Annotated in this window: 21 protein-coding genes and 1 pseudogene; 12 read left to right on the plus strand and 10 right to left on the minus strand. The window is 67.4% G+C overall.

The window, feature by feature from the left end; genetic code table 11:
• Window positions 1-25 precede the first annotated feature (25 nt).
• Complete coding sequence (dinB, locus tag ACE3RX_RS02850; RefSeq protein ID WP_374480111.1) at window positions 26-1186, minus strand: DNA polymerase IV; 1161 nt, start codon at window positions 1184-1186, stop codon at window positions 26-28.
• Window positions 1187-1372: 186 nt separating this feature from the next.
• On the opposite strand from dinB, the gene ACE3RX_RS02855 reads away from it, so the two are divergent.
• Complete coding sequence (locus tag ACE3RX_RS02855) at window positions 1373-1774, plus strand: ester cyclase (RefSeq protein WP_374480113.1); 402 nt, start codon at window positions 1373-1375, stop codon at window positions 1772-1774.
• A 19-nt stretch (window positions 1775-1793) separates the two neighbouring features.
• Here ACE3RX_RS02855 and ACE3RX_RS02860 read toward each other — a convergent pair whose 3' ends face one another.
• From ACE3RX_RS02860 to ACE3RX_RS02885, 6 genes and pseudogenes are all read right to left on the minus strand, one after another.
• Entirely contained in the window at window positions 1794-3203 is a 1410-nt protein-coding gene (locus ACE3RX_RS02860) for an esterase-like activity of phytase family protein (protein ID WP_374480115.1), read from the minus strand.
• Window positions 3204-3308: 105 nt separating this feature from the next.
• Window positions 3309-5123, minus strand: a complete 1815-nt coding sequence (locus tag ACE3RX_RS02865; protein ID WP_374480117.1) for an ABC transporter ATP-binding protein/permease — start codon at window positions 5121-5123, stop codon at window positions 3309-3311.
• A gap of 121 nt (window positions 5124-5244) precedes the next feature.
• Window positions 5245-5871 (minus strand): LysE family translocator, encoded by a 627-nt coding sequence (locus ACE3RX_RS02870; protein WP_374480119.1) that lies wholly within the window; start codon window positions 5869-5871, stop codon window positions 5245-5247.
• A 67-nt stretch (window positions 5872-5938) separates the two neighbouring features.
• A complete protein-coding gene (locus ACE3RX_RS02875) occupies window positions 5939-6391 on the minus strand; it encodes a CZB domain-containing protein (RefSeq protein WP_374480298.1) in 453 nt (150 codons plus the stop codon).
• Window positions 6392-6400: 9 nt separating this feature from the next.
• Window positions 6401-6655: pseudogene (locus ACE3RX_RS02880) on the minus strand (methyl-accepting chemotaxis protein); the annotation flags it as partial.
• A 516-nt stretch (window positions 6656-7171) separates the two neighbouring features.
• Window positions 7172-7495 (minus strand): hypothetical protein, encoded by a 324-nt coding sequence (locus tag ACE3RX_RS02885; protein WP_374480121.1) that lies wholly within the window; start codon window positions 7493-7495, stop codon window positions 7172-7174.
• On the opposite strand from ACE3RX_RS02885, the gene ACE3RX_RS02890 reads away from it, so the two are divergent.
• The 3 genes from ACE3RX_RS02890 to ACE3RX_RS02900 are packed head-to-tail and all read left to right on the plus strand — an operon-like array spanning window position 7494 to window position 10267.
• Window positions 7494-9095: a SagB/ThcOx family dehydrogenase gene (locus ACE3RX_RS02890; protein WP_374480123.1), complete on the plus strand. Its 1602-nt coding sequence runs from the start codon at window positions 7494-7496 to the stop codon at window positions 9093-9095. The genes ACE3RX_RS02885 and ACE3RX_RS02890 overlap by 2 nt on opposite strands.
• Before the next feature lie 5 nt (window positions 9096-9100).
• On the plus strand, window positions 9101-9925 hold the full coding sequence (locus ACE3RX_RS02895) for an ankyrin repeat domain-containing protein (RefSeq protein ID WP_374480125.1): 825 nt from the start codon (window positions 9101-9103) through the stop codon (window positions 9923-9925).
• A 24-nt stretch (window positions 9926-9949) separates the two neighbouring features.
• Window positions 9950-10267, plus strand: a complete 318-nt coding sequence (locus ACE3RX_RS02900; protein ID WP_374480127.1) for a hypothetical protein — start codon at window positions 9950-9952, stop codon at window positions 10265-10267.
• A gap of 53 nt (window positions 10268-10320) precedes the next feature.
• Here ACE3RX_RS02900 and ACE3RX_RS02905 read toward each other — a convergent pair whose 3' ends face one another.
• Window positions 10321-12852, minus strand: coding sequence for an EAL domain-containing protein (locus ACE3RX_RS02905; protein ID WP_374480129.1), 2532 nt, complete (start codon window positions 12850-12852; stop codon window positions 10321-10323).
• 464 nt (window positions 12853-13316) lie between these two features.
• Between ACE3RX_RS02905 and ACE3RX_RS02910 the strand changes: the two genes are divergently transcribed.
• A complete protein-coding gene (locus tag ACE3RX_RS02910; protein ID WP_374480131.1) occupies window positions 13317-14951 on the plus strand; it encodes a methyl-accepting chemotaxis protein in 1635 nt (544 codons plus the stop codon).
• Between the two features lie 22 nt (window positions 14952-14973).
• On the opposite strand, the gene apaG is transcribed toward ACE3RX_RS02910, so the two are convergent.
• Complete coding sequence (gene apaG / locus ACE3RX_RS02915; RefSeq protein ID WP_374480133.1) at window positions 14974-15360, minus strand: Co2+/Mg2+ efflux protein ApaG; 387 nt, start codon at window positions 15358-15360, stop codon at window positions 14974-14976.
• Between the two features lie 162 nt (window positions 15361-15522).
• Here apaG and rpe point away from each other — a divergent pair, with 162 nt between their 5' ends.
• On the plus strand, window positions 15523-16215 hold the full coding sequence (gene rpe / locus ACE3RX_RS02920; RefSeq protein ID WP_374480135.1) for a ribulose-phosphate 3-epimerase: 693 nt from the start codon (window positions 15523-15525) through the stop codon (window positions 16213-16215).
• Here rpe and ACE3RX_RS02925 read toward each other — a convergent pair.
• On the minus strand, window positions 16167-17162 hold the full coding sequence (locus ACE3RX_RS02925; protein WP_374480137.1) for a GlxA family transcriptional regulator: 996 nt from the start codon (window positions 17160-17162) through the stop codon (window positions 16167-16169). The genes rpe and ACE3RX_RS02925 overlap by 49 nt on opposite strands.
• 85 nt (window positions 17163-17247) lie before the next feature.
• On the opposite strand from ACE3RX_RS02925, the gene ACE3RX_RS02930 reads away from it, so the two are divergent.
• The 6 genes from ACE3RX_RS02930 (at window position 17248) to trpC (ending at window position 23467) form a co-directional block, all read left to right on the plus strand.
• Window positions 17248-18414, plus strand: coding sequence for an MFS transporter (locus ACE3RX_RS02930; RefSeq protein WP_374480139.1), 1167 nt, complete (start codon window positions 17248-17250; stop codon window positions 18412-18414).
• 70 nt (window positions 18415-18484) lie between these two features.
• Window positions 18485-19171: a phosphoglycolate phosphatase gene (locus ACE3RX_RS02935; RefSeq protein WP_374480141.1), complete on the plus strand. Its 687-nt coding sequence runs from the start codon at window positions 18485-18487 to the stop codon at window positions 19169-19171.
• A 192-nt stretch (window positions 19172-19363) separates the two neighbouring features.
• Window positions 19364-20836, plus strand: coding sequence for an anthranilate synthase component I (gene trpE / locus ACE3RX_RS02940; protein WP_374480143.1), 1473 nt, complete (start codon window positions 19364-19366; stop codon window positions 20834-20836).
• Between the two features lie 124 nt (window positions 20837-20960).
• A complete protein-coding gene (locus tag ACE3RX_RS02945) occupies window positions 20961-21533 on the plus strand; it encodes an aminodeoxychorismate/anthranilate synthase component II (RefSeq protein WP_374480145.1) in 573 nt (190 codons plus the stop codon).
• Window positions 21534-21545: 12 nt separating this feature from the next.
• Window positions 21546-22574, plus strand: a complete 1029-nt coding sequence (trpD, locus tag ACE3RX_RS02950; protein ID WP_374480147.1) for an anthranilate phosphoribosyltransferase — start codon at window positions 21546-21548, stop codon at window positions 22572-22574.
• A 104-nt stretch (window positions 22575-22678) separates the two neighbouring features.
• Window positions 22679-23467, plus strand: a complete 789-nt coding sequence (gene trpC, locus ACE3RX_RS02955) for an indole-3-glycerol phosphate synthase TrpC (RefSeq protein WP_374480149.1) — start codon at window positions 22679-22681, stop codon at window positions 23465-23467.
• Window positions 23468-23470 lie beyond the last annotated feature (3 nt).

Consider the following 23470-nt stretch of genomic DNA (forward strand, 5'->3'; position numbering starts at 1 on the left):
TTGTTGTCGTGGTTCAGGTGTTGTATCAGGCGAAGAGTTCAGCCTGGATGGGTATGGGTGTTTCGTGTTCGGGAATCGCGTCGCGCCTGACCAGGTTGCCGACGCGCACGCCGAGCAGGCGGATGCGCCGTTCCAAGGGCACGCGCTTGAGGCATTCGCCGGCGGCCCGGCGGATCGCCGCCGCCTCGCCGATGGGCGCGGGCAAGGTCAGGTCGCGGGTGACGGTGTGGAAGTTGTCGAAGCGCAGCTTCAGGCCGATGGTCTTGCCTACGTAGCCTTTGCGCACCAGGTCGGCGGCGAGCTGCTCGCACAGGCGGGTGAAGCGTTGCGACAGTTCGCTGCGGTCCTGGCGGGGGTGAAGGTCGCGCTCGAAGGTGGTTTCGCGGGAGAGGCTCTTCGGTTCGCTATGGGTGACCACCGGGCGGTCGTCCTGCCCGTGGGCGGCCCGGTGAAGCCACTGGCCGTAGCGTTCGCCGAACTGTTCCTGCAGCCACAGGGCGTCGGCGGCGGCCAGCTCGCCGATGCTGTGGATGCCCAGCGCGTCCAGTCGCTCCGCGGCCTTCGGCCCGATGCCGTTGATGCGCTTGGCGGGCAGCGGCCAGATTCGCACCGGCAGATCGTCGGCCGCCACCACGGTGATGCCGGCCGGCTTTTCCAGGTCGGAGCACAGCTTGGCGAGCAGCTTGTTGGGGGCTACCCCGAGGGAGCAGGACAGGCCGGTGGCGTCCCGCACGGCCTGCTGCAGGCGCAGTGCAATGGCGCGGGCGCCTTCGCGGCTGCCATCCGGGTTGAGGGCGGTGAGGTCCAGGTATATCTCGTCGATGCCCCGATCCTCGAGGTCCGGCGCGATCTCCCGCACCGCGGCCTTGAAGAGGCGTGAGTAGTGGCGGTAGGTGTCGAAGTCGGCGGGCAGCAGCAGCGCGTCCGGCGCCAGCTGGGCGGCTTTCATCAGGCCCATGCCGGAATGCACGCCGAGGGCCCGCGCCTCGTAGGTGGCGGTGGTGATCACGCCGCGGCCCACGTAGTCGCGCAGGCGCGGGAAGCGGGCCGGATCCTCGACCGTCGTAGCCCGACGTCCGCCCACCACAGCAGGCAGGCCGCGCAGCTGCGGGTAGCGCAACAGCTCCACCGACGCGTAGAACGCGTCCATGTCCAGGTGGGCAATGCTGCGAGGAAGCGGGGGCATGGGTCCGGTTGAAGCCGCAGAGGGCCTTATTGTGCATCAAGGGGCGGCCAAGGGATGCGGCTCGGCGTTCTGGCGGAGCGATGGGGCACAACTGCCGCCTGTCGGGTGGGGTACGCACTTATACTCCTGGCATCTTTCTTCCGCCGTGCCCCGGGGGGCATCCACAACATCAAGGAGAACAAGCGAATGTCAGTCGAGGAACGTGCCAAGGACGTGGTGCGCCAGTACGTCGCCGCCTTCAACCGTGGCGATCTACCGGCTCTGAAGGCGCTGCTGGCCGAGGATGCGGAGATCCAGGGCGTGCTGGGGCAGGGCATCTTCGAGAAGATCGAGCCGGTGTGGCGCCAGTTGATCGAGGGCTACGGCATGCAGTTGTCCATCCAGGGCCTGATCGCCGAGGGCAACATCGTGGCGGCCCGCTATATCGAAACCGGTACCTTCCGCGCACCGGCCTTCGGGCACGAGCCGACCGGGAAGTCCTACGAGCTGGTGGCGATGGAGTGGTTCGAAATCGAGGAGGGCCGCATCAAGCGCCGCTGGGGCGCGCGGGATGCGGCTTCCCAGGCGCGGCAGCTCGGCATCGCCTGAGCGCCGCGCCTTTGCTGCCTTACTTCTTCCGTCGCAGCATCAGGCCACCGAGGCCCAGGGCTGCCAGCGCCAGGCTGGCCGGTTCGGGGATGCGCTGGGCCTGGTAGCCGGCGAGCACATCGCCGCTGATGCCAAGCACGAAGAACTGGTTGGGGTTGGCGGTGGGCACGCCGTTTACGCCGACGGTGTCGAGGAAGTCATTGTCGTTGGTGACGATCAGGGTGTGCTGCAGCACGCCATCCACCAGCACGTTAGGGCCGAAGGCGAGGCCTTCGATCTTGGCCGGGATCGTGCGGTCGGTGTAGCCGTTGGCCTTCAGCAGCGCCGCCAGGTCCACGAACAGGCTCTTGCCGACACTCTTGGCGGCCAGCGCGCTTTCACCGGAGATATTGCTGACGTCCTGGCCGGTGCTCAGGTCCACCTGGAAGATCTTCTTGAAGCCGGCCTTGGAGTCGTCGCCGAGGCCCTTGCCGTCGCGCTCGTCGATCAGGAACTGATGGTCGTTGATCGCAACGATCTCGCTGATGCTGGTGTACTTGGGTTTGGCGGCGGTGCCGATGTTCTCGAGCTGGTAGGCGTATTCGTGAGTCACTTTGCCGGTGGCCAGGTCCACGGTGACGATGCGCACCACGCCGGCGTTGGTGCCGCCGTCCTGGGCCAGCGGGCTCTGCATGATGCCGACCAGGGTCTTGCCGTCTGGCGTGATGGCCAGGCCTTCCATGCCCTTGTTGGCGACGCGGCCGCTGGTGTTGCTGGCGATCTCGGTGTCGCCGACGGCGGACAGCTTGGACACCGCGAACTTCTCGGGCAGCGTGATCACGCCGGTGCGCTCGCCGGTCGCGCGGTCGAAGCGGTAGATGTAGGGGCCGTATTCGTCGGAGATGTAGACGCTCTTGCCGCTGGCGGCGACGCGGATGCCTTCCGGGTCGAAGCGGGCGTTGGCGCTGTTGGTGGACAGTCCGGCGGCGAAGGCGTCGGAGCGGCCGGTGAAGTAGTTCTGGCCGCTGCCGCCGGTCAGCACCGGGGCGCTGCCGTAGTTGAGGGCGGTGGTGCTGGACAGCAGCGTGGTGGCGTTCAGCACCGGGCTGAGGGTGGCGACGCTGCCGGCGCTGAAGCTGGCCGAGGACAGGCCCAGGCTGAGGGTCTGGAAGCGGGGGATCCAGCTGGTGGTGTTATCCACCGCGGTGTTCCAGGTGGTGGCGTTGGGGCCGCGGTCCGGTGTCAGCAGGAAGGTGTCGCCGCCAGCCCAGGCGACAGCGGAGCCGAGGCCGCCGAGGATATTGGCGGCGGTGCCGTTTTCGAGGGTGCCGGTGAGGCCGGACAGGTCGGAGCCGGACAGGCTGCCCTTGCCGATCAGCGCAACGCCGGCATGGGCGGAGGTGGCGATGAGGGCAGGGACGAGAAGGGCGAGCAGGCGGGGGGCGAACATCGGGGAAACTCCTTGCAGGTCGGGTAGCTGAATTGACTAACGCTACGCGGCATGCATTTCGCCGAAGTTACGCCCGCTCCGGTTTGCAAAGGTTTGCAATGTCGCTCAGACGGCCTCCTCCTCGGCGGCCCGCTCTTCCAGCTGCAGTGCCCACATCTGCGCGTAGGCGCCACCCTGGGCGAGCAGTTCCGCGTGGCTACCGCGCTCGACGACGCGGCCCTGGTCGAGGACCAGGATCTCGTCGGCGTTCATCACCGTGGACAGGCGGTGGGCGATGACCAGCGTGGTGCGGCCACGGGCGGCGGCGTCGAGCTGGGCCTGGATGGCTTTTTCGGTCTTCGAGTCGAGGGCCGAGGTGGCTTCGTCGAAGATCAGGATGTCCGGGTTCTTCAGCAGCGTACGGGCAATGGCGACGCGCTGCTTTTCGCCGCCGGAGAGCTTGAGGCCGCGTTCGCCGACGCGGGTCTGCCAGCCGTCCGGCAGGCGGCCGATGAAGTCCTCCAGCTGGGCGGCGCGGGCGGCAGCCTCCACCTCCTCGCGGTTGGCGTCGGGGCGGCCGTACTGGATGTTGTAGAGCAGGGTGTCGTTGAACAGCACGGTGTCCTGCGGAACGATGCCGATGGCGGCACGCAGGCTGTCCTGGGTGAGGCTGCGGATGTCCTGGCCATTGATGCGCACTGCGCCGTCCTGCACGTCGTAGAAGCGGAACAGCAGGCGTGCCAGCGTGGACTTGCCGGAGCCGGAATGACCGACCACCGCCACTGTCTTGCCGGCCGGGATGACGAAGTCCACGTCGTGGAGGATCGGGCGGCTCGGGTCGTAGGCGAAGTTAACGCGGTCGAAGGCGACGCCAGCAGGACCGCGGGCGAGGGCATGGGCACCGGCACTGTCGGCCACTTCCCGGTGAGTGGCGAGCAGGTCGAACATGCGCTCGATGTCGGTGAGGGCCTGGCGGATCTCCCGGTACAGCACGCCGAGGAAGTTGAGCGGGATGTAGAGCTGGATCAGGAAGGCGTTGACCAGCACCAGGTCGCCGAGGGTCATGCGCCCGGCCGCCACGCCGTCGGCGGCCCGCCACATCATCGCGGTGACGCCGACGGCGATGATGGCCGCCTGGCCCATGTTGAGAAAGGACAGCGACTTCTGGTTCTTGATCTGGGCGGCCGTCCACTTCTTCAGCTCGGTGTCGTAGCGACGGGTCTCGAAGGCTTCGTTGTTGAAGTACTTCACCGTCTCGAAATTGATCAGGCTGTCGATGGCCCGCGCGTTGGCGGCCGAGTCCAGCTCGTTGGCCTGGCGGCGCAGTGCGGTGCGCCAGTTGGTGACCTTGAAGGTGAAGGTGATGTAGAGCGCCAGCGTGACGACGGTGATGATCGCGAAGCTGGGTTCGTACTTCACCAGCAGGATGCCCAGCACCAGGCCGATCTCCACGAAGGTCGGCAGGATGGAGTACAGCGTGTAGCTGATCAGCGAGCCGATGGAGCGGGTGCCGCGCTCGATGTCGCGGGTCAGGCCGCCAGTCTGGCGTTCCAGGTGGAAGCGCAGCGACAACGCGTGCAGGTGGCCGAAGACTTGTAGCGAGATCTCGCGCACCGCCTCCTGGGTGACCCGCGCGAAGACGATCTCGCGCAGCTCGGTGAACAGCGACGTGGAGAAGCGCAGTACGCCGTAGGCCACCAGCAGCGCCGCTGGCACCACGATGAAGGCCTGGGAGCGGGAGATGTCGAGGCCGTCCACCAGCTGCTTGAAGACCAGCGGCACGGTGACGTTGGCGAACTTGGCGGAGATCAGGCAGCCGAGGGCGAACAGCATCCGCCACTTGTAGGCCCACAGGTAGGGCAGCAGCTTCCTGATGGTCTGCCAGTCGTGGCGCTCGCCGGAGGCGGGTTGGGGAGGGGGGCCGGAGGGGGAACGTCGCATTTTTTTCTGGATGTGGGGGCGGTGGGGCGCCCGGCAAACGTGGTTGGACGACGCCAATTGTAGGTGCGACCCCCCTGTGGGGGCGAATGAATTCGCCCCCACAGGTAAGCCTGGTTGGGCTTCAGTTGTCGCTGGCGAGCAGGCGCAGGGCTAGGCCGATGAACAGCGCACCGCACAGGCGGTCCAGCCAGGGGCCGAGCCGCGGGCGGCGGGCGAGCAGGCGGCCGATGGTGCCGGCAGCCAGTGCCAGACCACCGAATACCACGACGGTCTGGGCCGCGAAAACGGTGCCGAGGGCCAGCATCTGCAGGCTCGGGTTGCCGGCGGCGGGATCAGTGAACTGGGGCAGGAAGGCCAGGAAGAACAGGCCGACCTTGGGGTTCAGCGCGTTGGCGACGAAGCCGCGACGCAGGTCGCGCTGCCAGGGCTGGGGCGGCAGGCTGCCGGTAGGGGCGAGACGGCCGCCGCTGCGCAGGGCCTGGATGCCCAGCCACAGCAGCCAGGCCGCGCCAGCCAGCTTGACCGCCAGCAGCAGACTGGCGGAGGTGCGTACGACGGCTGCTATGCCTAAGGCGGCCCAGGCAGTATGCGTTGCGCAGCCGGCGGCGCAGCCCATGCCGAAGGCCAGGCCGGCACGCCGGCCACGGGCCAGGCTGTGGCCGATCACCATCAGGTTGTCGGGCCCCGGCGCGAGGGTGATCAGCACGGAGATGCCGAGAAAGGCGAGGAGGGTGTCGAGGCTGGGCATGGCGCCCGATTCTCGGCGGCGCGGGCGGGAGCGTCAATGGATGTCGGCCCAGCCCGCGCCGTCCGGGTCAGTGCCGGTGAGTACCGTCTTCCATGCACAGGACCGCCGGGTCGTTGAGGGCGGCCTCACCCATCCGTTGCAGGTTGTCGAGAACACGCATGGAGGATTGCTCCATCGAGTCCAGATGGCGGAGTACCGCGCTCATGTCGCCGTCGGCATAAGACTGCAGGACATTGACGCCGGCCCGGTGCACCTCGACGTGGGGCGGTTCGACCTCCCGGTAGCCGGGCAACTGGCTGAAGCAGGCGCGGCCTTCGCCTTCGTAGTACCACTTGCCGAGGCGGCAAGTGGTGTGGGTGGCGAGTTCGGACGCCTTAAGGTCGAGCATGCCGAAAACCGCCAGGTAGATGCGGAACTTGAAGACGATGTGGTCGATCTTGGCGACTTCGACGAAGCTCTTCGCCGCGCTGCCGGCGATGACATTCTCCATGTTGGCCGACAGGCCCATCAGCAGGCGCATGTCCTCGGTGGCACGCTGGCCGCGATCGCTGAAGCGGCTGGAGGCTTCGGCCAGGCGCCGCATGCTGTCCCGTGCCTGGGTCGAGTCGTCGTGGATGCGCTCTACCAACGTAGAGATCTCGGCCGTGGCGCTGGCGGTGCGCTCGGCGAGCTTGCGCACTTCATCGGCGACGACCGCGAAACCGCGACCGGCCTCCCCGGCGCGGGCCGCCTCGATGGCGGCGTTGAGGGCCAGCAGGTTGGTTTGGTCGGCGACGCCGCGGATCAGATTGACGATGGCGCCGATCTCGTCGGCACGCTGGGCAAGCGTATCCACTTCGGCTGCGGACCTCTCCGATTCGGCGGCCAGGCGCTGCAGGCTCTCGGCGATCTCGGTGGTGGCCTGACCGCTGGCCTTGGATACATGGGCCGCTTCGACGGCCTTGTCCTTTTCCTCGTGCAGCAGGCCGGCCATTTCCGCCAGGCTCCCCTGGGCGCCGGTCAGCGACGAGCCAAACTCAGCCATGCGTTGCACGACGCCGAGCAGGTTCTCGCACTGGATGCGCTTCTCATCTTCCGCCCGGCGCAAGGCGTCGATTTCCTGCCGCAGTGCCTCGTTGTCGTCCTGCAATCTGGCTTCCCGCTCTCCGCCACTGCGGAGTTGGGCCTGGAGCTTTTCGTATTCTGATCTGCTGATCCACATGTTCTTGCCTGACTATGCTGGTGGGGCACGTAAGCCCGGTACGGTGACTTTTCGCGCCTCAAAATTAAGGCTTCTCTTATAGCGGTTGCTGTCGAGACATCACGATTGTCCGCCGGGTAATTCTGTTACGCTTTGTGAAAAATCAATATATTTAACAATATTGATATATTTGTCGTTTTGCCTTGTGCCGCATTCCCTTGCTGATGGTATGCGGCACAAGGTGGTGGCTGATACGGGAAAGCGCTCTGCTGCCTGCGGTGGGGGTGTCATGAAACCGACAAAACGCAAGGCTTGTTGGACGCGGTGGCCGGGTAAGGTCTCGTGAAATGCCTGCGGGGCCGCGTCCTTGCTCGAAATATGTGATCGACAGGGGCGGGCATCGATCTTGCTGAAACGGAGCAACCCGTTTTGTGCCTGCATCATGTCCGAGACTCTCGCCACCCCGCCCGATGTCATGCCTGTGCCCCTGTCCGCTGCCGCGGTGGTGCAGGCCTACCATCAGCGGACCAAGCACCGCTTTGAAGCCTATGCGGCCGGCCCGGGCACCCTGGACTGGGATGCTCAGCCGGCGGCCTTCCGCCACTACGAGGGCGTGCCGCCGATCGAGCTGCCGCTGGCCTGTGCCGAGCATCTGACCGCGGCGCCGGTGACTCCGGCCATTCCCGACCTGGCCAGCATCGGTGCGCTGCTGCACCTGTCCTTTGGCCTGACCGCCTGGAAGACTCTCGGCCCGGACCGCTGGGCGGTGCGTGCCAATCCGTCGAGCGGCAACCTGCATCCGGTCGAAGCCTATGTGCTGGTGGCCGGCATCCCGGCGCTGGCCGACGGGCTCTACCACTATCGGCCGGAGATCCACGCGCTGGAGCTTCGGGCCGTGCATCTGAAACCGGTGGTGGCCGGCCCGGTGCTGGCGGTTGGCTTGTCCTGCGTGATGTGGCGGGAGGCCTGGAAGTACGGCGAGCGGGCCTTCCGCTACTGCCAGCTGGATACCGGCCATGCCCAGGCCTGCCTCGATTACGCCGCGGCGCTGCTGGGCTGGCGGGTGGCCGAGCAGCCCCAGGTCGGCAGCCATACGTTGGCGGCCCTGCTGGGGCTGGACCGGGCGGCCGAGTTCCCCGGCCGCCGCGCCGAGGTCAGCCAGGAGGAGGCGGAGCTGCTGCTGACGGTGGATTTCACCGGCGGCGCCACCTGGCTGGATCCGCTGGCCTTGCACGAGGCCGCCGGAGCGGCCCGCTGGCAGGGCGTGGCCAGCCTGATCGACCGCTTTCCGATGTTCCGCTGGCCGGTCATCGCCGAGGTAGCGGCGGCCACGCGGCGCGCCGACGACAGCGGTGCGGCGCCCAACCCGCAGCGCATCCCGCGCGTGCAGCCGGCATCCCTGATCCTGCGGCGGCGCAGCGCCCAGCGCTTCGATCCGGCCCACGTGATGGGGCGGGCCGATTTCGAGCTGCTGCTGGAAGCCCTGCGCCCGGCGACGGGCGCGCGCATCGGCCTGCTGATGTTCATCCAGCGCGTCGAAGGCCTGGTGCCCGGCGTCTACTTCCTGCCCCGTGGCCCCGTCGAGGGCGGCATGGCGGAGCGCCTGCAGGCCCGCTACAAGCTGCTGCCGGTAGATGGCCTGCCCGCCGCCGACGCCCTGTTCAGCCTGGCTCCGGCAGACCCGCTGGAGCTGCGCCGGGTGGCGCGCAGCCTGCACTGCCACCAGGACATCGCGTCGAATGCCTGCATCGCCTTCGGCATGCTGGCGCCCTTCGCCGAGCTGGTCAATGCGGATCCGCCGGCCTACCGCGAGCTGTACCGGGAGGCCGGGGCCCTCGGCCAGGTGCTCTACCTCGAAGCTGAGGCGCTGGGCCTGCGCGGCACTGGCATCGGCTGCTTCTTCGACGATCCGGTGCACGGCGTGGCCGGCTTCGACGACGGCGCCTTCCAGACCCTCTACCACTTCACCATCGGCCTGCCGATCATCGACGGCCGCGTTGAAACCACGCCGCCCTACCCGGGGCGCAAGGATGTCCTGCGATGAGTTCCATGACCACTTCCACTGCTGCCGCCACCGGTTTTGTCCGCATTGATGCGGATGCCGCCGCCGACCTGATCTACCGCCGGGGCAGCGCGACGCTGCCGGCCCTCGCGGTGTTCGACGTGCGCGACCGGGCGACCTTCGAGCGGCGCCATATCGACGGGGCCGAGCACCTCACCGAGGCCCTGCTCGGCGGCACGATCCGCCGTCTGCCGAAGAACACGCCGGTGCTGATCTACTGCTACCACGGCAACGCCAGCCAGGTGTATGCGGAGATGTTCGCTGACTTCCGCTTTGTCGAGGTTTACAGCGTGGACGGCGGTTTCGAGCCCCTCAACGCGGCATTGGCCCGGCGTACCGGCGGCCTCGCCTCGGTGGCCTTGCCGGCCGGTGCCAGCGCGGCGCTGCGAGCCTTCGTCGCCGAGTTCGAGTTCGACCCGGACGACCTGGATGCGCCCCGCGCCCAGGGGCTGACCCCGCTGATGCGCGCGGCCTTCAACGGCTCTGCCGAACTGGTGGACGAACTGCTGGCTGCCGGGGTCAATCCGGCGCGCCGCAACGGCGACGGCAACAACGCCCTGTGGCTGGCCTGCGTGTCGCGGGATAAGGCGACGCTGGCCCGCCTCATCGCGGCCGGTATCGATGTGGACAACGTCAATGAAGCGGGGGCGACATGCCTCATGTACGCGTCCTCCAGCGGCCGCGCCGAGGTGGTCGAGGCGCTGCTGGCCGCCGGAGCCGACCCCTACATCCGCAACTTCGACGACGCCCGCGCGGTGGACCTGGCGTCTAGCCTGGCCTGCCTGAAGCTGCTGCGCCACACCGCCAACTGAACGAAGGCCGACAGGAGAACCGTGATGAACAAGTTCCGCTCGATTGCCCACCTGATGGAACAGGTGGAAGGACCCTTGTCCCGTGCCGGGGTGGTGGTCAGCGAGGCCTGGCGTGACAACGAGCAGGCAGTGGGCTTTTTCAGTCACGGGGACGTCGGGCTGGCGGCCTATGTGTACTCCTACGGCCAGGCCGCCGGGCGCTACGGCATCAACCTCGATTTTCCCGAGCCGGATGGCTCACCGCTGCTGCCGGTGCCGACCAGCGCCGAGAACCTGCCGCTGGCGGCGATCGTGCAGATGCTGCTGGAGCATTTCGAGGTGCCAGTGACGGCGTTGGCCTGAGCTGCGCCGGCTAGCACCACGGCCATGGCAACGCTTTGCGGCTTTCGTGGCGTTTACGGTGTGGACCAGAGGTCCACGGTGCCCAGTCCGCTCATCAACGGTGCCCGCTGCAGCAGGAAGGCTTCCGCCCGGTCAGCCGGCAGGGGCTCGCTGATCAGGTAGCCCTGGATCTTCTCGCAGCCGATGCTGAGCAGAAACTTGAGCTGCGCCTCGGTTTCCACGCCCTCAGCGATCACCTCCAGCCCCATCTTGTGGGCCAGCAGCACCGTCACGTCGCAGATGTCCGCATCGCTGGGATCGGTCTCGATGTCCTTCACGAAGGAGCGGTCGATCTTCAGGGTGCGGATCGGGAACAGCTTGAGGTAGGCCAGCGACGAATAGCCGGTGCCGAAGTCGTCGATGGACAGGGTCAGGCCGCTCTCGGTGAGCGCCTTCATCACCTCGATGGTCTCGTCGGGGGAGGCCATCGACACCGATTCGGTGACCTCCAGGTCGAGCAGCTCGGCCGGCAGGCCGTGGTATTCCAGTAACGTGTGGATGCGCCGCGGCAGGGTCTTGTCGAGGAACTGCCCGGTGCTCAGGTTGATCGACATGCGGATCGCGCCGAGGCCCTTGTTGCGCCAGTCGCGCAGCTGCCGGCAGGCCTCCTGGAGGACCCAGTCGCCCAGCGCGTCGATGATGCCGGCCTCCTCGGCCACCGGGATGAACTCGGAAGGCGGGACCAGCCCGCGGGTCGGATGCTGCCAGCGCACCAGTGCCTCCACGCCGACCAGGCGACCGCTGCGCAGGTCCATCTGGGGCTGGTAGTACAGCACGAACTGCTGCCGTTCGAGACCGATGCGCAGCTCCGATTCGAGGGCCAGGCGCTGGGCCGTGGCGGCGTTCATGCCTTCCGTGAAGAACTGGTAGTTGCCGCGCCCCTTGGCCTTGGCGTAGTACATCGCCACGTCGGCGTTCTTCAGCAGGTCACCGATCTCCAGCGCGTCGTCCGGGTACATGCAGATGCCGATGCTCGGCGAGGTGCGCTGTTCCTGGCCGTTGATCTGGTAGGGGGCGGAGATCGCGCTGACGATCTTGTCGGCCACATAGGCCGCGTCGGCCGGGGTGTCCACATCGGGCAGCACGACGACGAACTCGTCGCCGCCGAGGCGGGCCACGATGTCGCTCTTGCGGACCGTGCTGCTCAGGCGGTTGGCGACCTGGATCAGCAGTTCGTCGCCGACGTGGTGGCCGAGGGTGTCGTTGATGGCCTTGAAGCGATCCAGATCGATCAGCATCAGCGCCATCTGCATGTCGTTGCGGTGGCAGAAACCGATCGCCTGCTCCAGCTTCTCGTTGAGGCTGAAGCGGTTGGGCAGGTTGGTCAGGGTGTCGTGGTGGGCCAGGTGGCGGATGCGCTCCTCGGAGGCCTTCAGCTCCGAGATGTCGATGAAGTTGCCGATGTAGTTCTGTACCTGGCCGTTGGCGTCGCGCACCAGCGAGATCGACAGCCACTTGGGGTAGGGTTCGCCGTTCTTGCGGCGGTCCCACAGCTCGCCCTGCCAGGCGCCGCTGCGGTTCAGGCTGTCCCACATTTCCTTGTAGACCTCGGGCGGGGTGTTGCCGGCGGACAGCACGCGGGGGTTCTGGCCGACGACTTCTTCCTGCTGGTAACCGGTGAGCTTGGAGAAAGCCTGGTTGGTGGCGACGATGCGGTTCTGCGCGTCGGTGACGATGATCGCCTCGTTGCTGTTGGAGAACACCGTGGCCAGCAGGCGCAAGTGTTCCTCGGTGCTCTTGCGCTCGGTGATGTCCTGAACGGTGCCCTCGTAGCAAATGAATTCGCCCGCCGGGCCGCGTACCGTGTGGGCGTTTTCCGAGATCCAGATGATCGAGCCGTCGCAGCGGCGCACCAGGGATTCGAAATTGATGACCTCACCGTGGTTTTCCATCAGGTGGCGGAAGGTATGGCGGCGGCTCGGATCCACGTAAAGCCGGCTCTCGATATCCGACAGGTCGGCCATCAGCTGCTGGGGCGTCTCGTAGCCATACAGCCGGGCCAGGGCCGGATTGGCGGCCAGGTAGCGTCCTTCGCGGGTGGTCTGGAAGATGCCTTCCGAGGCGTACTCGAAGATGTGGCGGTAGCGCAGTTCGGTGCGCTCCAGCGCCTCCAGCGTCGCGCGCCGCGGGGTCACGTCCTCGATATAGCCTTCGATGACGCTCTTGCCCTGCTCGTCGGGCACCGTGATGCCGCGCTCCAGCACCCACTTGGTGTTGCCGCTGGCGGTGGTGATGCGGTACTGCACCGCGAAGCGCTGGCCGTTGCGGGCGGCGCTGCGGATCTGCGCGCGGACGCGGGCCCGGTCGTCGGGATGGGTGATCTCTTCCCAGGAGATGCAGGCGTTGTCGACGATCTCCGCCGGGGCGTAGCCGCACAGCTCGGCGCTGCCCTGGCTGACGAAGACCATCGTCCAGGATGCGTCGTCCATGCAGCGATAGACCATGCCTTCGAGGTTGTTCACCAGCGTGTCGAGGATGCGGGTCCTGTCTACGGCCCGGGGCGTGAGGAGGCTGGTTCGACGAGGGCGTCCGAGTTGTGCTTGCACGGTGATGGCCTGCGAAGAGCTGCAATGGAAAGTGGCGATACTTCAGCAAGCAGCATGCCTGCTCCAAGGCCATGTCCATCGCCGGAATCCCCGGCAAAACGCACCTTGGTGGTGCGCAGTTCATGTGTGGTGCACTGCAGTAATGCCCAAATTGTGTTGAAAAAGTCAGTTTGTCGACAAAATCACTAGTCATTTTTGGTTTTTTTCATTTTTGACGAGTGAGATTTTTCATATCCAGAATGAAAACCCGGCTTGCCGCAGAGGCGGCTTGCGCGTGCTTGGGCTGCGCGTTCCGGGAGACCGTTTTCGGCTTCTGTCTGGCAGGGCCGGCGCTGCTCCCGTCGGTCTGGTGCCGTGGTGCATGGCACAGGATCTGCATTCGACCCCCCAGGACGACTCCCAGCACCGTTCCTTGCTTCAGAAATGGCGACGGCCGGGCAAACCCACGAACACGGTGATTCAGAATGCGCACGAACCTTCCCGTCACGAACACTGAAACATTGCTTCCCGAAGGCGAGTTCATCTATTCCCGCACCGACCTCCACGGCAGCATCGTCGAGGCCAACGAGGCCTTCGCCAACATCAGTGGTTATCAACGGGAGGCCATGCTTGGCCAGCCTCACAACATGGTGCGCCACCCCGACATGCCGAAGGAGGCGTTCGCCGACATGTGGCAGGACCTCAAGGCCGGCCTGCCGTGGCGCGGCCTGGTGAAGAACCGGCGCAGTGACGGTGGCTACTACTGGGTGGTGGCGAATGCCTCGCCGGTGCGCGAGAACGGCCGGGTAGTCGGCTTCCAGTCGGTACGCTCGCGCCCGTCGCGGGAGGACGTGCGGGCGGCGGAGGATGCCTACCGACGCATACGCGAGGGTGACCGTTCGATCCGCATCGAACATGGCCGGGTCGTGCCGGCGCGTCGCTCGCCATGGGCGGTGTTTACGTCGGCGCCGGTCCAGCTGGTGGGGGTGGGCAGCCTGTTGCTGATATTGGCGGCAGGCGCCGTCGCCCAGAGTTTCGTCAGCCTGCCCTTCCTGCGCGAGCTCATGCTCGGTGCGGGGGGCCTGGGGCTGCTGTGGGGGCTGTGCTTCCTGTTCGGCTTCGTGCCGGGCCTGACGCGGGATGCGGAGGCGCTGCACGCCTATCTGGGCCGTCTGCTGGCCACCGGTGACCTGCGCCAGCGCTTCGAGCTGTCCCGCTGCGACGTGCTCGGCGACATTGCCCGCGATGCGGACCGCTTCGTGTCATCGGTGCAGGCTACCGTGCAGGGTATGGGTGACACGGCCCGGCAGGTGGCGGTGGTGTCCGGTGAGGTGGCCTCGGGTGTCAGCAACGTGAATGAGGCGGCGCGGGTGCAGAGCGACGCGACTTCGTCAGCGGCGGCGGGTATCCAGCAGATCACCGTGGCGATCGGCGAGGTGGCCGAGCACGCTGGTGCCACACGCGGCGCGGCACAGACCGCCAGCGAGGTGTCGGAGCGTGGTGGCCAGGTGTCGGCCAAGGCCTGCGACATGATCATGATCCTGGCCGATACGGTGCGCGATGCGGCCGGGCAGGTGGAACTGCTCGGCCAGCAGTCGGTGGAGATCTCGCGCATCACCGGCGTGATCCGCGAGATCGCCGAGCAGACCAACCTGCTGGCGCTCAATGCGGCCATCGAGGCGGCGCGGGCCGGTGAGCAGGGCCGCGGCTTCGCGGTGGTCGCCGACGAGGTGCGCAAGCTGGCCGAGCGCACCGGCAAGGCGACCCAGGAGATCAGCGCGATGGTGGCCGGCATCCAGGGCGAAACCCAGAAGGCGGTGGACGGCATGCGCGATGGCGCCGGACAGGTGCGCGACGGGGTGCTGCTGGTGCAGGGGGCTCAGACCGCGCTGCAGGAGATCAACGCCCAGATGGAGCGAACTCTCGGCATGGTGAACGACATCACCCATTCGTCCGCCGAGCAGCGCAGCGCGATGACCCTGATGGCGCAGAACATCGAGCGGGTGGCGTCGATGACCGACCAGAACGTGGCGGTGGTGAGCCAGACCCAGAGCGCGGTGGCGAGCCTGGATCAGTCGGTGGACCGCATGAGCAAGGCGATCGGCCAGTTCGTCGTGTGAGCGACAGGCGGCCGCGGGACCCTCAGTGCAGCGTGCGCGGCATGGCCAGCGTGAATTCGGGGATGTCTGCGTCGAAGGGCGTGCCGTCCTCGGCGACCATCTGGTAGCTGCCCTTCATCGTGCCCACCGGCGTGGCGATGGTGCAGCCGCTGGTGTATTCGAAGGACTGACCGGGCTGCAGCACCGGCTGCTGGCCGATCACGCCGGCACCCTGGACTTCCTGCACCGTGCCTTCGGCATCGGCGATGATCCAGTGGCGGCTGACCAGCTGGGCGGTGATGCGGCCGACGTTGCGGATGGTGATGTGATACGCGAACACGTAGCGGTTCGCCTCCAGATCCGACTGCTCTTCGATGAAGCGGGAAACCGCGGTAACTTCAATGGCTTCCTGATCTACGGCGTTTGTCATTTTTGTGGGCGCTCAGGTTGGGGAACCCTTATTGAAACTGAATTGCCCGGCAGCTGCAACCGCAGCAGACGGGCGTTGAGCGTGTGCCACCTCACGTTGGCGGACCCTGATCCGGGCGGGTAAACTGGCGCCCCTCCCGCGTCTCCCCCGCCAGGATTTACCATGACCTACCGCATTGCTCCCAGCATTCTGTCCGCCGATTTCGCCAAGCTCGGCGAGGAGGTGGCCAACGTGATCGCCGCCGGCGCCGACTGGATCCACTTCGACGTGATGGACAACCATTACGTGCCGAACCTGACCATCGGCCCGCTGGTCTGCGAAGCGATCCGTCCTTACACCACGGCGCCCATCGACGTGCATCTGATGGTCAAGCCGGTGGACCGTATCGTGCCGGACTTCGCCAAGGCCGGGGCCAACGTGATCACCTTCCACCCGGAAGCCTCCGAGCACGTCGATCGCACGCTCGGCCTGATCCGCGACAGCGGTTGCCAGGCCGGCCTGGTGTTCAACCCGGCGACGCCCCTCAACTGGATGGACCACGTGATGGACAAGCTCGACGTGGTGTTGGTGATGAGTGTGAACCCGGGCTTCGGCGGCCAGTCCTTCATCCCCGGCGCTCTCGACAAGCTGCGCGAGGCCCGCGCCAAGATCGACGCCTACGCCGAGCGCAGCGGCCGCAAGATCCTGCTGGAGATCGACGGTGGCGTGAAGGTCGGCAACATCGCCGAAATCGCCCGCGCCGGTGCCGACACCTTCGTGGCCGGCTCGGCCGTCTTCGGGGCCGGCAAGGACAGCGACCCGCAGCGCTACAACTCGGTGATCGGCGATCTGCGCGGCGCGCTGGCCGGCGTCTGATCTTCTTCCGCACGGCCGCGCCGCCTGGCCGACGGCGGCACGCCGTGAATCCGCAGGAAAGCGCGGCGCATCCGTTCCGCGTCGCCGAAGCCGCAGCTGCGCGCCACCGCCTGTACCGACGCGCTGCCGCTCTCCAGCGCCGCGGCGGCGGCTTCGACCCTTAGCCGCTCGACCGCCCGGGCCGGCGTCACCCCCATCTCCGCCTTGAAGCGCCGCGCGAAGTGGCGCGGGCTCATGCACGCCCGCGCGGCGAGTTCATCCACGTCGAGGCGCGCCTGCAGGTTGTGCCGGACGTAGTCCAGCAAATCCGTGAAAGTGCTGCCGGCCACCTGCATGTCGGCGATTTCGGAGAACTGCGACTGCCCGCCGGGGCGCCGGTAATACACCACCAGCTGCCGCGCCACCTGGCGTGCGACGGTGTCGCCGAGGTCGTCGGCGATCAGCGCGAGGCTCAGGTCGATGCCCGCGGTGATGCCTGCCGAAGTCCACAACTTGCCGTCGCGGATGTAAATCCGGTCCGCGTCCAGGCTGACCTGCGGAAAGCGCTGCGCGAAGGCGGGAGAGCGCCGCCAGTGGGTGGTGGCGCGGCGGCCGTCGAGCAGGCCGGCCGCCGCCAACAGCCAGGCCCCCGAGCACACGCTGGCGGCCCGCCGGGCGGCCGTGCAGGCTGCGCCGACGAAGGCGAGGGTCGCGGCATCCGCCGAGGCCGCATCCACGCCGTCGCCACCGGCCACCAGCAGGGTGTCGATGGCATCCAAGGTTTCCGCCGCACGGGTCAGGATCTGGATGCCGCCGGAGCTCGCCACCGGGCCGCCGGCGAGGGACAGCGCTTCCAGTTGGTAGCTGCCCGGCACTGCGCCGTTGGCGGCTTCGAAGGCGCTCAGCGGGCCGGCTGCGTCGAGCAACTGGAAGCCGGGATAGACGAGGAGGGCGATGCTGCGTGTCATGGCAGAAAAAGTGGCTTGTTGGTCATTTCTGCCATCACTCTAGCCTGCGACGATGGGGGCGTCCAAATGTCCGGAGTCCCGCCCCATGAACCGCAATGTCCTCCTGCTGGCCCTGTGCCAGGCCCTGACGATGACCGTCATCGGCTTCGTGCTGGCCGCGTCGGTGTCGATCAGCCACAGCCTGTCGGTGGCGGTCGGCCTGGCGACCGTGCCGCTGGCTGCCCAATACCTGGCGACGCTGCTCGCGCTGCAGGTCGCCGCCCGTCTGCTGGCGCGCTTCGGTCGGCAGAAGATCTTCGTGGCCGGCGCCCTGTGTGGCGCGGCCGGCTTGGGCCTGGCTGCGCTGGCCGTGGCGCTGGGCCATTTCCCGCTGTTCGTGCTGGCCGGCATTGGCATCGGCGTGCAGGGGGCGACGGGCCAGTATTACCGTTTCGCCGCGCTGGAGGCCGTGCCCGCTGCCGAGCGCGGGCTGGCGGTGTCGCTGACCCTCAGCGGCGGGGTGCTGGCGGCCTTCCTCGGTCCCTTCCTGGCCCGCGAGACGCGTCAGCTGTTCGACACTCCGTTCGTGGCCAGCTTCCTGATCCTCGCCGGGCTGTCGCTGCTGGCGGCGGTGCTGGCCGGGCGGCTGCGCCTGCAGGCATCGGCTGCGCACCTCGCCGGCCCGTCCCGCCCCATCGCGGCGATCCTGCGCGACGGGCGGGTGCGCCTGGCGCTGGCGGCCGGCGCGGTGGGCTATGGCGTGATGAACCTGCTGATGACCGCCACGCCGCTGGCCATGCTGTGCGCCCGGCTGGACTTCGATGCCACCGCGGGGGTGATCCAGTGGCACCTGCTGGCAATGTTCGCGCCGTCCTTCGTCACCGGCCACCTGATCCGCCGCTGGGGCAGCCTGCCGGTGATGCTGGCCGGCTGCGTCGCGCTGCTGCTGGCGGTCGGCGTGGCGCTGGGCGGCGATGCGCTGGGTCACTTCCAGCTGGCCCTGGTGGGCGTCGGGCTGGGTTGGAACTTCCTCTACGTGGGCGCCACGACGCGGCTCGCCGAATGCTGGCGCGAGGCCGACCGGGCGCGCCTGCAGGCCCTCAACGACAGCCTGGTGTTCCTCGTCGTGTGCGTGGCCACCTTCGCCGCCGGGCCGCTGGTGGATGGGCTGGGCTGGGAGCGGGTCAATATCCTGGCGGCGCTGCCCGTGCTGATGGTCGCGGTGGCGGTGCTGCGTGCGTGGCGCCGCCCGGTGCTGGCGCCGTCGACCTGATCTCCCTTATCCTGCGCCTCCGGGGGCGGCAGAAGCGCCCCCGTTCCCGTACCGCTTCATGAGTTCCGTAATGTCCGCTGCCCTTGCCCCCGCTTCCCGCGCCGTCCGTGCCGTGCTGTTCGACCTGGATGGCACCCTGCTCGATTCCATCCCCGACCTGTCGGAAGCCTGCCGGCGCATGATGCTCGAGCTCGGCCGTCCGCCCCACGATATCGAGGTGATCCGCACTTTCGTCGGAAAGGGCATGCTCAACCTGGTGCGGCGCTGCCTGGAAGAGAGCGGTTCGGCCGAGGAGGCGGAGATCGATGCGGCGGTGGCCGCCTTCCGCCGCCACTACGCCGACGTGAACGGCGAATGCACACTGATCTACGACGGCGTCGTGCCGGCGCTGGAGGCCCTGCGCGAGCGCGGCGTGGCGATGGCCTGCGTGACCAACAAGCCGGCCGCCTTCACCGGGCCGCTGCTCAAACGGATGGGCATCGCCGGCTTCTTCGGCGCCACCGTCAGTGGTGACACCCTGGCCGACAAGAAGCCTCACCCGGCGCCGCTGCTGCACGCCTGCCAGTTGCTCGGCGCGGCGGCGGAAGAATCCCTGATGATCGGCGACTCCGCCAATGACGCCGAAGCTGCCCGTGCCGCCGGCATGCCGGTGCTGCTCGTCACCTATGGCTACAGCGAGGGCGTGGCGGTGGACAGCATCGAATGCGACGGGCTACTATCGAGCCTCACTGATGCGCTGCCGCGCATCCTGGGCTGAATCCAACGGATCCCAACATCATCGTGACCCGCAAGCGCGTGTTCTTCGTAGAGGAGTTCCCTGCCGTTCGTATCCCCCGCTCTGGCGGATGCGGCGGCCGGTCATGGCTGCTCGCCTGAGCTGCCCAGAACTGTCGCGGGCCTGCCCCGTGATACCCTCGCGAAAAAAGCACCACGCCCTTCCGGAGTCTCCATGACCGAAGCCGAATTCCACGCCCTGGCCGCCCAGGGTTTCAACCGCATCCCGGTTACCGTCGAAACCTTCGCGGATCTCGACACCCCCCTTTCCGTCTATCTCAAGCTGGCCAACGCGCCCAACACCTACCTGCTCGAATCCGTGCAGGGTGGCGAGCGTTTCGGCCGCTATTCCATCATCGGCCTGTCCGCCCCGACGCGCATCGAGGTGCATGGCCGCTCGGTGCTGCTGCTGACCAATGACCGCGTCGTCGAGCGCCGCGACGGTGGCGACCCGCTCGAATACATCGCCGAGTTCATGGAGCGCATCAAGGTGCCGCCGCGCGCGCGCCTGCCGCGCTTCGCCGGCGGCCTGGTGGGCTGCTTCGGCTACGATACGGTGCGCTACATCGAGCCGCGCCTGGCCAAGACCGAAAAGAAGGACGTGCTTGGCACGCCGGACATCCTGCTGCTGCTGTCCGAGGAAATCGCCATCGTCGACAACCTGTCCGGCAAGCTGACCCTGGTGGTGTATGCCGAGCCGGGCGTGCCGAACGCCTACGGCCGTGCGCAGAAGCGCCTGAAGGAGCTGGTCGGCAAGCTGCGCGAGCCGGTGTCGGTGCCGACTGAGGTCCGCGCCGAGCCGTCCGAGCCGGTGTCGAGTTTCGGCGAGGAGGCCTTCAAGGCTGCCGTGCAGAAGGGCAAGGACTACATCGTCGAGGGCGACATCATGCAGGTGGTGCTCAGCCAGCGCATGAGCAAGCCCTTTGGCGCCAGTCCGCTGGCCCTGTACCGGGCGATCCGCAGCCTCAACCCGTCTCCCTACATGTTCTATTTCAACTTCGAGGACTTCCAGGTAGTTGGCGCGTCGCCGGAGATCCTGGTGCGCCTCGAGGACAAGGATGTCACCGTGCGTCCGATCGCCGGCACTCGCAAGCGCGGCGCGACCCACGACGAGGACCAGGCGCTGGAGCAGGAACTGCTGGCCGACGAGAAGGAGCGCGCCGAGCACCTGCAGCTCCTCGACCTCGGCCGCAACGACTGTGGCCGCGTCGCCAAGACCGGCTCGGTGCGCGTCACCGAGCAGTTCACGGTGGAGCGCTACTCCCACGTGATGCACATCGTCTCCAACGTGGAAGGCAAGCTGAAGGACGGCCTTGATCCGCTGGCCGTTCTGCGCGCCACCTTCCCGGCCGGCACCGTGTCGGGTGCGCCCAAGCTGCGTGCGATGGAAATCATCGACGAACTGGAGCCGACCAAGCGCGGCATCTACGCCGGCTCGGTTGGTTACATCGGCTTCCATGGCGACATGGACCTGGCCATCGCGATCCGCACCGCGGTGCTGAAGGATGGGCAGATTCACGTGCAGGCGGGCGCCGGCATCGTTGCCGACTCCGACCCCCAGGCCGAATGGGTGGAAACCCAGACCAAGGCGCGCGCCATGCTGCGCGCCGCCGAGATCGCCGAAGCCGGACTCGATACGGCCCTGTAAGCACAGAGAACGCCGTGGCCCGGCTGGCCCTGCGCGTCGCTCCGCGATGCCCGGCCGCCCCGGCCCGACACCCCTCAACGGCCCCCGTTCCGGCGGGGCGCCGCTCCGGAAAGGATGCGCAGCCATGCTGCTGATGATCGACAACTACGACAGCTTCACCTACAACCTCGTGCAGTACTTTGGCGAACTGGGTGCCGACGTGCAGGTGTATCGCAACGACGAGATCACCCTCGAACAGATCGCCGAGCTCAAGCCCGCCCAGCTCGTCGTCTCCCCCGGCCCGTGTTCGCCGGCAGAGGCGGGCATCTCGGTGGCGGCGATCAAGGAATTCGCCGGCAAGATCCCGCTGCTCGGCGTGTGCCTCGGCCACCAGAGCATCGGCGCGGCCTTCGGCGGCAAGATCATCCACGCCAAGAAGCTGATGCACGGCAAGGTCTCGCCGGTCCATCACCTGGACAAGGGCGTCTTCAAGGGCCTGCCCAACCCGCTGACCTGCACCCGCTACCATTCCCTGGCCATCGAGCGCGAAAGCCTGCCCGACTGCCTGGAGGTTACCGCGTGGACCGACGATGGCGAGATCATGGGCGTGCGCCACAGGACGCTGTTCGTCGAGGGCGTGCAATTCCATCCGGAATCCATCCTTACCGAGCGCGGCCACGACCTGCTGCGCAACTTCCTCGAACAATCCCAAGCCTGACCGGAGCTGGCCATGACGTTTTCCGCCCAGGAAGCCCTGCAACGCACCATCGACCATCGCGAGATCTTCTACGACGAGATGCTCTCGTTGATGCGCCAGATCATGGCCGGCGAGATCTCGCCGGTGATGACCGCCGCCATCCTGACCGGCCTGCGGGTCAAGAAGGAGACCATCGGCGAAATCTCTGCCGCTGCAACGGTGATGCGCGAGCTGGCGACCAAGGTCACGGTGCCCTACGACCGCCACTTCCTCGACGTGGTCGGCACCGGCGGCGATGGCTCCCACACCTTCAACATCTCCACCGCCACCATCTTCGTGGCGGCGGCGGGCGGTGCCAAGATCGCCAAGCATGGCGGGCGCAGCGTCTCCAGCAAGTCGGGCAGCGCCGACGTGCTGGAAGCCCTGGGCGTGAATCTCAACCTCAACGCCCAGCAGGTGGCCGAGTGCGTGCAGGAGACCGGCATCGGCTTCATGTTCGCCCCCAACCACCACAGCGCCATGAAGAACGTGGCGCCGGTGCGCCGCGAGATGGGCGTGCGCACGCTGTTCAACATCCTCGGACCGCTGACCAACCCGGCCGGTGCGCCGAACACCCTGCTCGGCGTGTTCCACCCCGACCTGGTCGGCATTTGCGTGCGCGTGATGCAGCGCCTCGGCGCCGAGCACGTGCTGGTGGTGTATGGCCGCGACGGCATGGACGAGGTTTCCCTTGGCGCGGCGACGATGGTTGGCGAGCTGAAGAATGGCGAAATCCGCGAGTACGAGATCCATCCGGAAGACTATGGCCTGCTGATGAAGTCCAGCCGCAGCCTCAAGGTCAGCACCGCCGGCGAGTCGAAGGAGATGCTGCTCGGCGTGCTCGACAACCACCCGGGACCCGCCCGCGAGATCGTCGTGCTCAACGCCGGTACCGCGCTGTACACGGCCAACGTCGTTGACTCCATCGGCGAGGGCATTGCCCGCGCCCGCGAGGTACTGGTCTCCGGCGAGGCCCGCGCCAAGCTGGAAGCCTTCGTCGCCTGCACCCAGAGATTCGCCTGACCCCGTAGGGGCGAATTCATTCGCCCGCATTGCATTGATCCGCCTCCGCGGGCGAATGAATTCGCCCCCACAGGAGAGTCGATTCGCCCCCACAGGAGAACTGAATGTCCGACATCCTCAACAAGATCCTCGCCGTGAAGCGCGAGGAAGTGGCTGCCGCCCGCGCCGCCGTCTCCGACGCGGCGGTGCGCGAGCAGGCTGCTGCCCAGCCCGCCGCCCGCGACTTCGTCGGGGCGATCCGCGCCAAGATCGCCGCTGGCCGGGCCGCGGTGATTTCCGAGATCAAGAAGGCCAGCCCGTCGAAGGGCGTGATCCGTGCCGACTTCCGCCCGGCCGAGATCGCCGCCAGCTACGAGAAGGCCGGCGCGGCCTGCCTGTCGGTGCTGACCGACCGCCAGTTCTTCCAGGGCGCCCCCGAATACTTGCAGGCCGCCCGCGCCGCCTGCAGCCTGCCGGCCCTGCGCAAGGACTTCCTGGTCGACCCCTATCAGGTCTATGAGGCCCGCGCGATGGGGGCCGACGCGATCCTGCTGATCGCCGCCGCCCTCAGCCTGGCCGAGATGCAGGAGATGGAAGCCATCGCCGAGAGCCTCGGCCTCGGCGTGCTGGTCGAAGTGCATAACGGCGCCGAACTGGACCTGGCGCTGCAGCTGCGTACGCCGCTGGTGGGCATCAACAACCGCAACCTGCGCACCTTCGAGGTCAGCCTGCAGACCACCCTCGACCTGTTGCCGCGCATTCCGGCAGAGCGCATCGTCGTTACCGAGTCGGGCATCCTGCAGCCGGCCGACGTGGCGCTGATGCGGGCCAACAAGGTCAATGCCTTCCTGGTCGGCGAAGCCTTCATGCGTGTCGACGATCCGGGTACTGGCCTGGCCAGCCTGTTCGGCTGACCC

Source organism: Zoogloea sp. (assembly GCF_041914405.1).
Taxonomy (GTDB): Bacteria; Pseudomonadota; Gammaproteobacteria; order Burkholderiales; family Rhodocyclaceae; genus Zoogloea.

What these genes read in the sequence shown, in the direction of transcription:
- dinB (WP_374480111.1), bottom strand. Translation starts at nt 1,186, where the DNA reads ATGCCCCCGCTTCCTCGCAGCATTGCCCACCTGGACATGGACGCGTTC.
- ACE3RX_RS02855 (WP_374480113.1), top strand. Translation starts at nt 1,373, where the DNA reads ATGTCAGTCGAGGAACGTGCCAAGGACGTGGTGCGCCAGTACGTCGCC.
- ACE3RX_RS02860 (WP_374480115.1), bottom strand. Translation starts at nt 3,203, where the DNA reads ATGTTCGCCCCCCGCCTGCTCGCCCTTCTCGTCCCTGCCCTCATCGCC.
- ACE3RX_RS02865 (WP_374480117.1), bottom strand. Translation starts at nt 5,123, where the DNA reads ATGCGACGTTCCCCCTCCGGCCCCCCTCCCCAACCCGCCTCCGGCGAG.
- ACE3RX_RS02870 (WP_374480119.1), bottom strand. Translation starts at nt 5,871, where the DNA reads ATGCCCAGCCTCGACACCCTCCTCGCCTTTCTCGGCATCTCCGTGCTG.
- ACE3RX_RS02875 (WP_374480298.1), bottom strand. Translation starts at nt 6,391, where the DNA reads ATGCGCCTGCTGATGGGCCTGTCGGCCAACATGGAGAATGTCATCGCC.
- ACE3RX_RS02890 (WP_374480123.1), top strand. Translation starts at nt 7,494, where the DNA reads ATGTCCGAGACTCTCGCCACCCCGCCCGATGTCATGCCTGTGCCCCTG.
- ACE3RX_RS02885 (WP_374480121.1), bottom strand. Translation starts at nt 7,495, where the DNA reads ATGATGCAGGCACAAAACGGGTTGCTCCGTTTCAGCAAGATCGATGCC.
- ACE3RX_RS02895 (WP_374480125.1), top strand. Translation starts at nt 9,101, where the DNA reads ATGACCACTTCCACTGCTGCCGCCACCGGTTTTGTCCGCATTGATGCG.
- ACE3RX_RS02900 (WP_374480127.1), top strand. Translation starts at nt 9,950, where the DNA reads ATGAACAAGTTCCGCTCGATTGCCCACCTGATGGAACAGGTGGAAGGA.
- ACE3RX_RS02910 (WP_374480131.1), top strand. Translation starts at nt 13,317, where the DNA reads ATGCGCACGAACCTTCCCGTCACGAACACTGAAACATTGCTTCCCGAA.
- apaG (WP_374480133.1), bottom strand. Translation starts at nt 15,360, where the DNA reads ATGACAAACGCCGTAGATCAGGAAGCCATTGAAGTTACCGCGGTTTCC.
- rpe (WP_374480135.1), top strand. Translation starts at nt 15,523, where the DNA reads ATGACCTACCGCATTGCTCCCAGCATTCTGTCCGCCGATTTCGCCAAG.
- ACE3RX_RS02925 (WP_374480137.1), bottom strand. Translation starts at nt 17,162, where the DNA reads ATGACACGCAGCATCGCCCTCCTCGTCTATCCCGGCTTCCAGTTGCTC.
- ACE3RX_RS02930 (WP_374480139.1), top strand. Translation starts at nt 17,248, where the DNA reads ATGAACCGCAATGTCCTCCTGCTGGCCCTGTGCCAGGCCCTGACGATG.
- ACE3RX_RS02935 (WP_374480141.1), top strand. Translation starts at nt 18,485, where the DNA reads ATGTCCGCTGCCCTTGCCCCCGCTTCCCGCGCCGTCCGTGCCGTGCTG.
- trpE (WP_374480143.1), top strand. Translation starts at nt 19,364, where the DNA reads ATGACCGAAGCCGAATTCCACGCCCTGGCCGCCCAGGGTTTCAACCGC.
- ACE3RX_RS02945 (WP_374480145.1), top strand. Translation starts at nt 20,961, where the DNA reads ATGCTGCTGATGATCGACAACTACGACAGCTTCACCTACAACCTCGTG.
- trpD (WP_374480147.1), top strand. Translation starts at nt 21,546, where the DNA reads ATGACGTTTTCCGCCCAGGAAGCCCTGCAACGCACCATCGACCATCGC.
- trpC (WP_374480149.1), top strand. Translation starts at nt 22,679, where the DNA reads ATGTCCGACATCCTCAACAAGATCCTCGCCGTGAAGCGCGAGGAAGTG.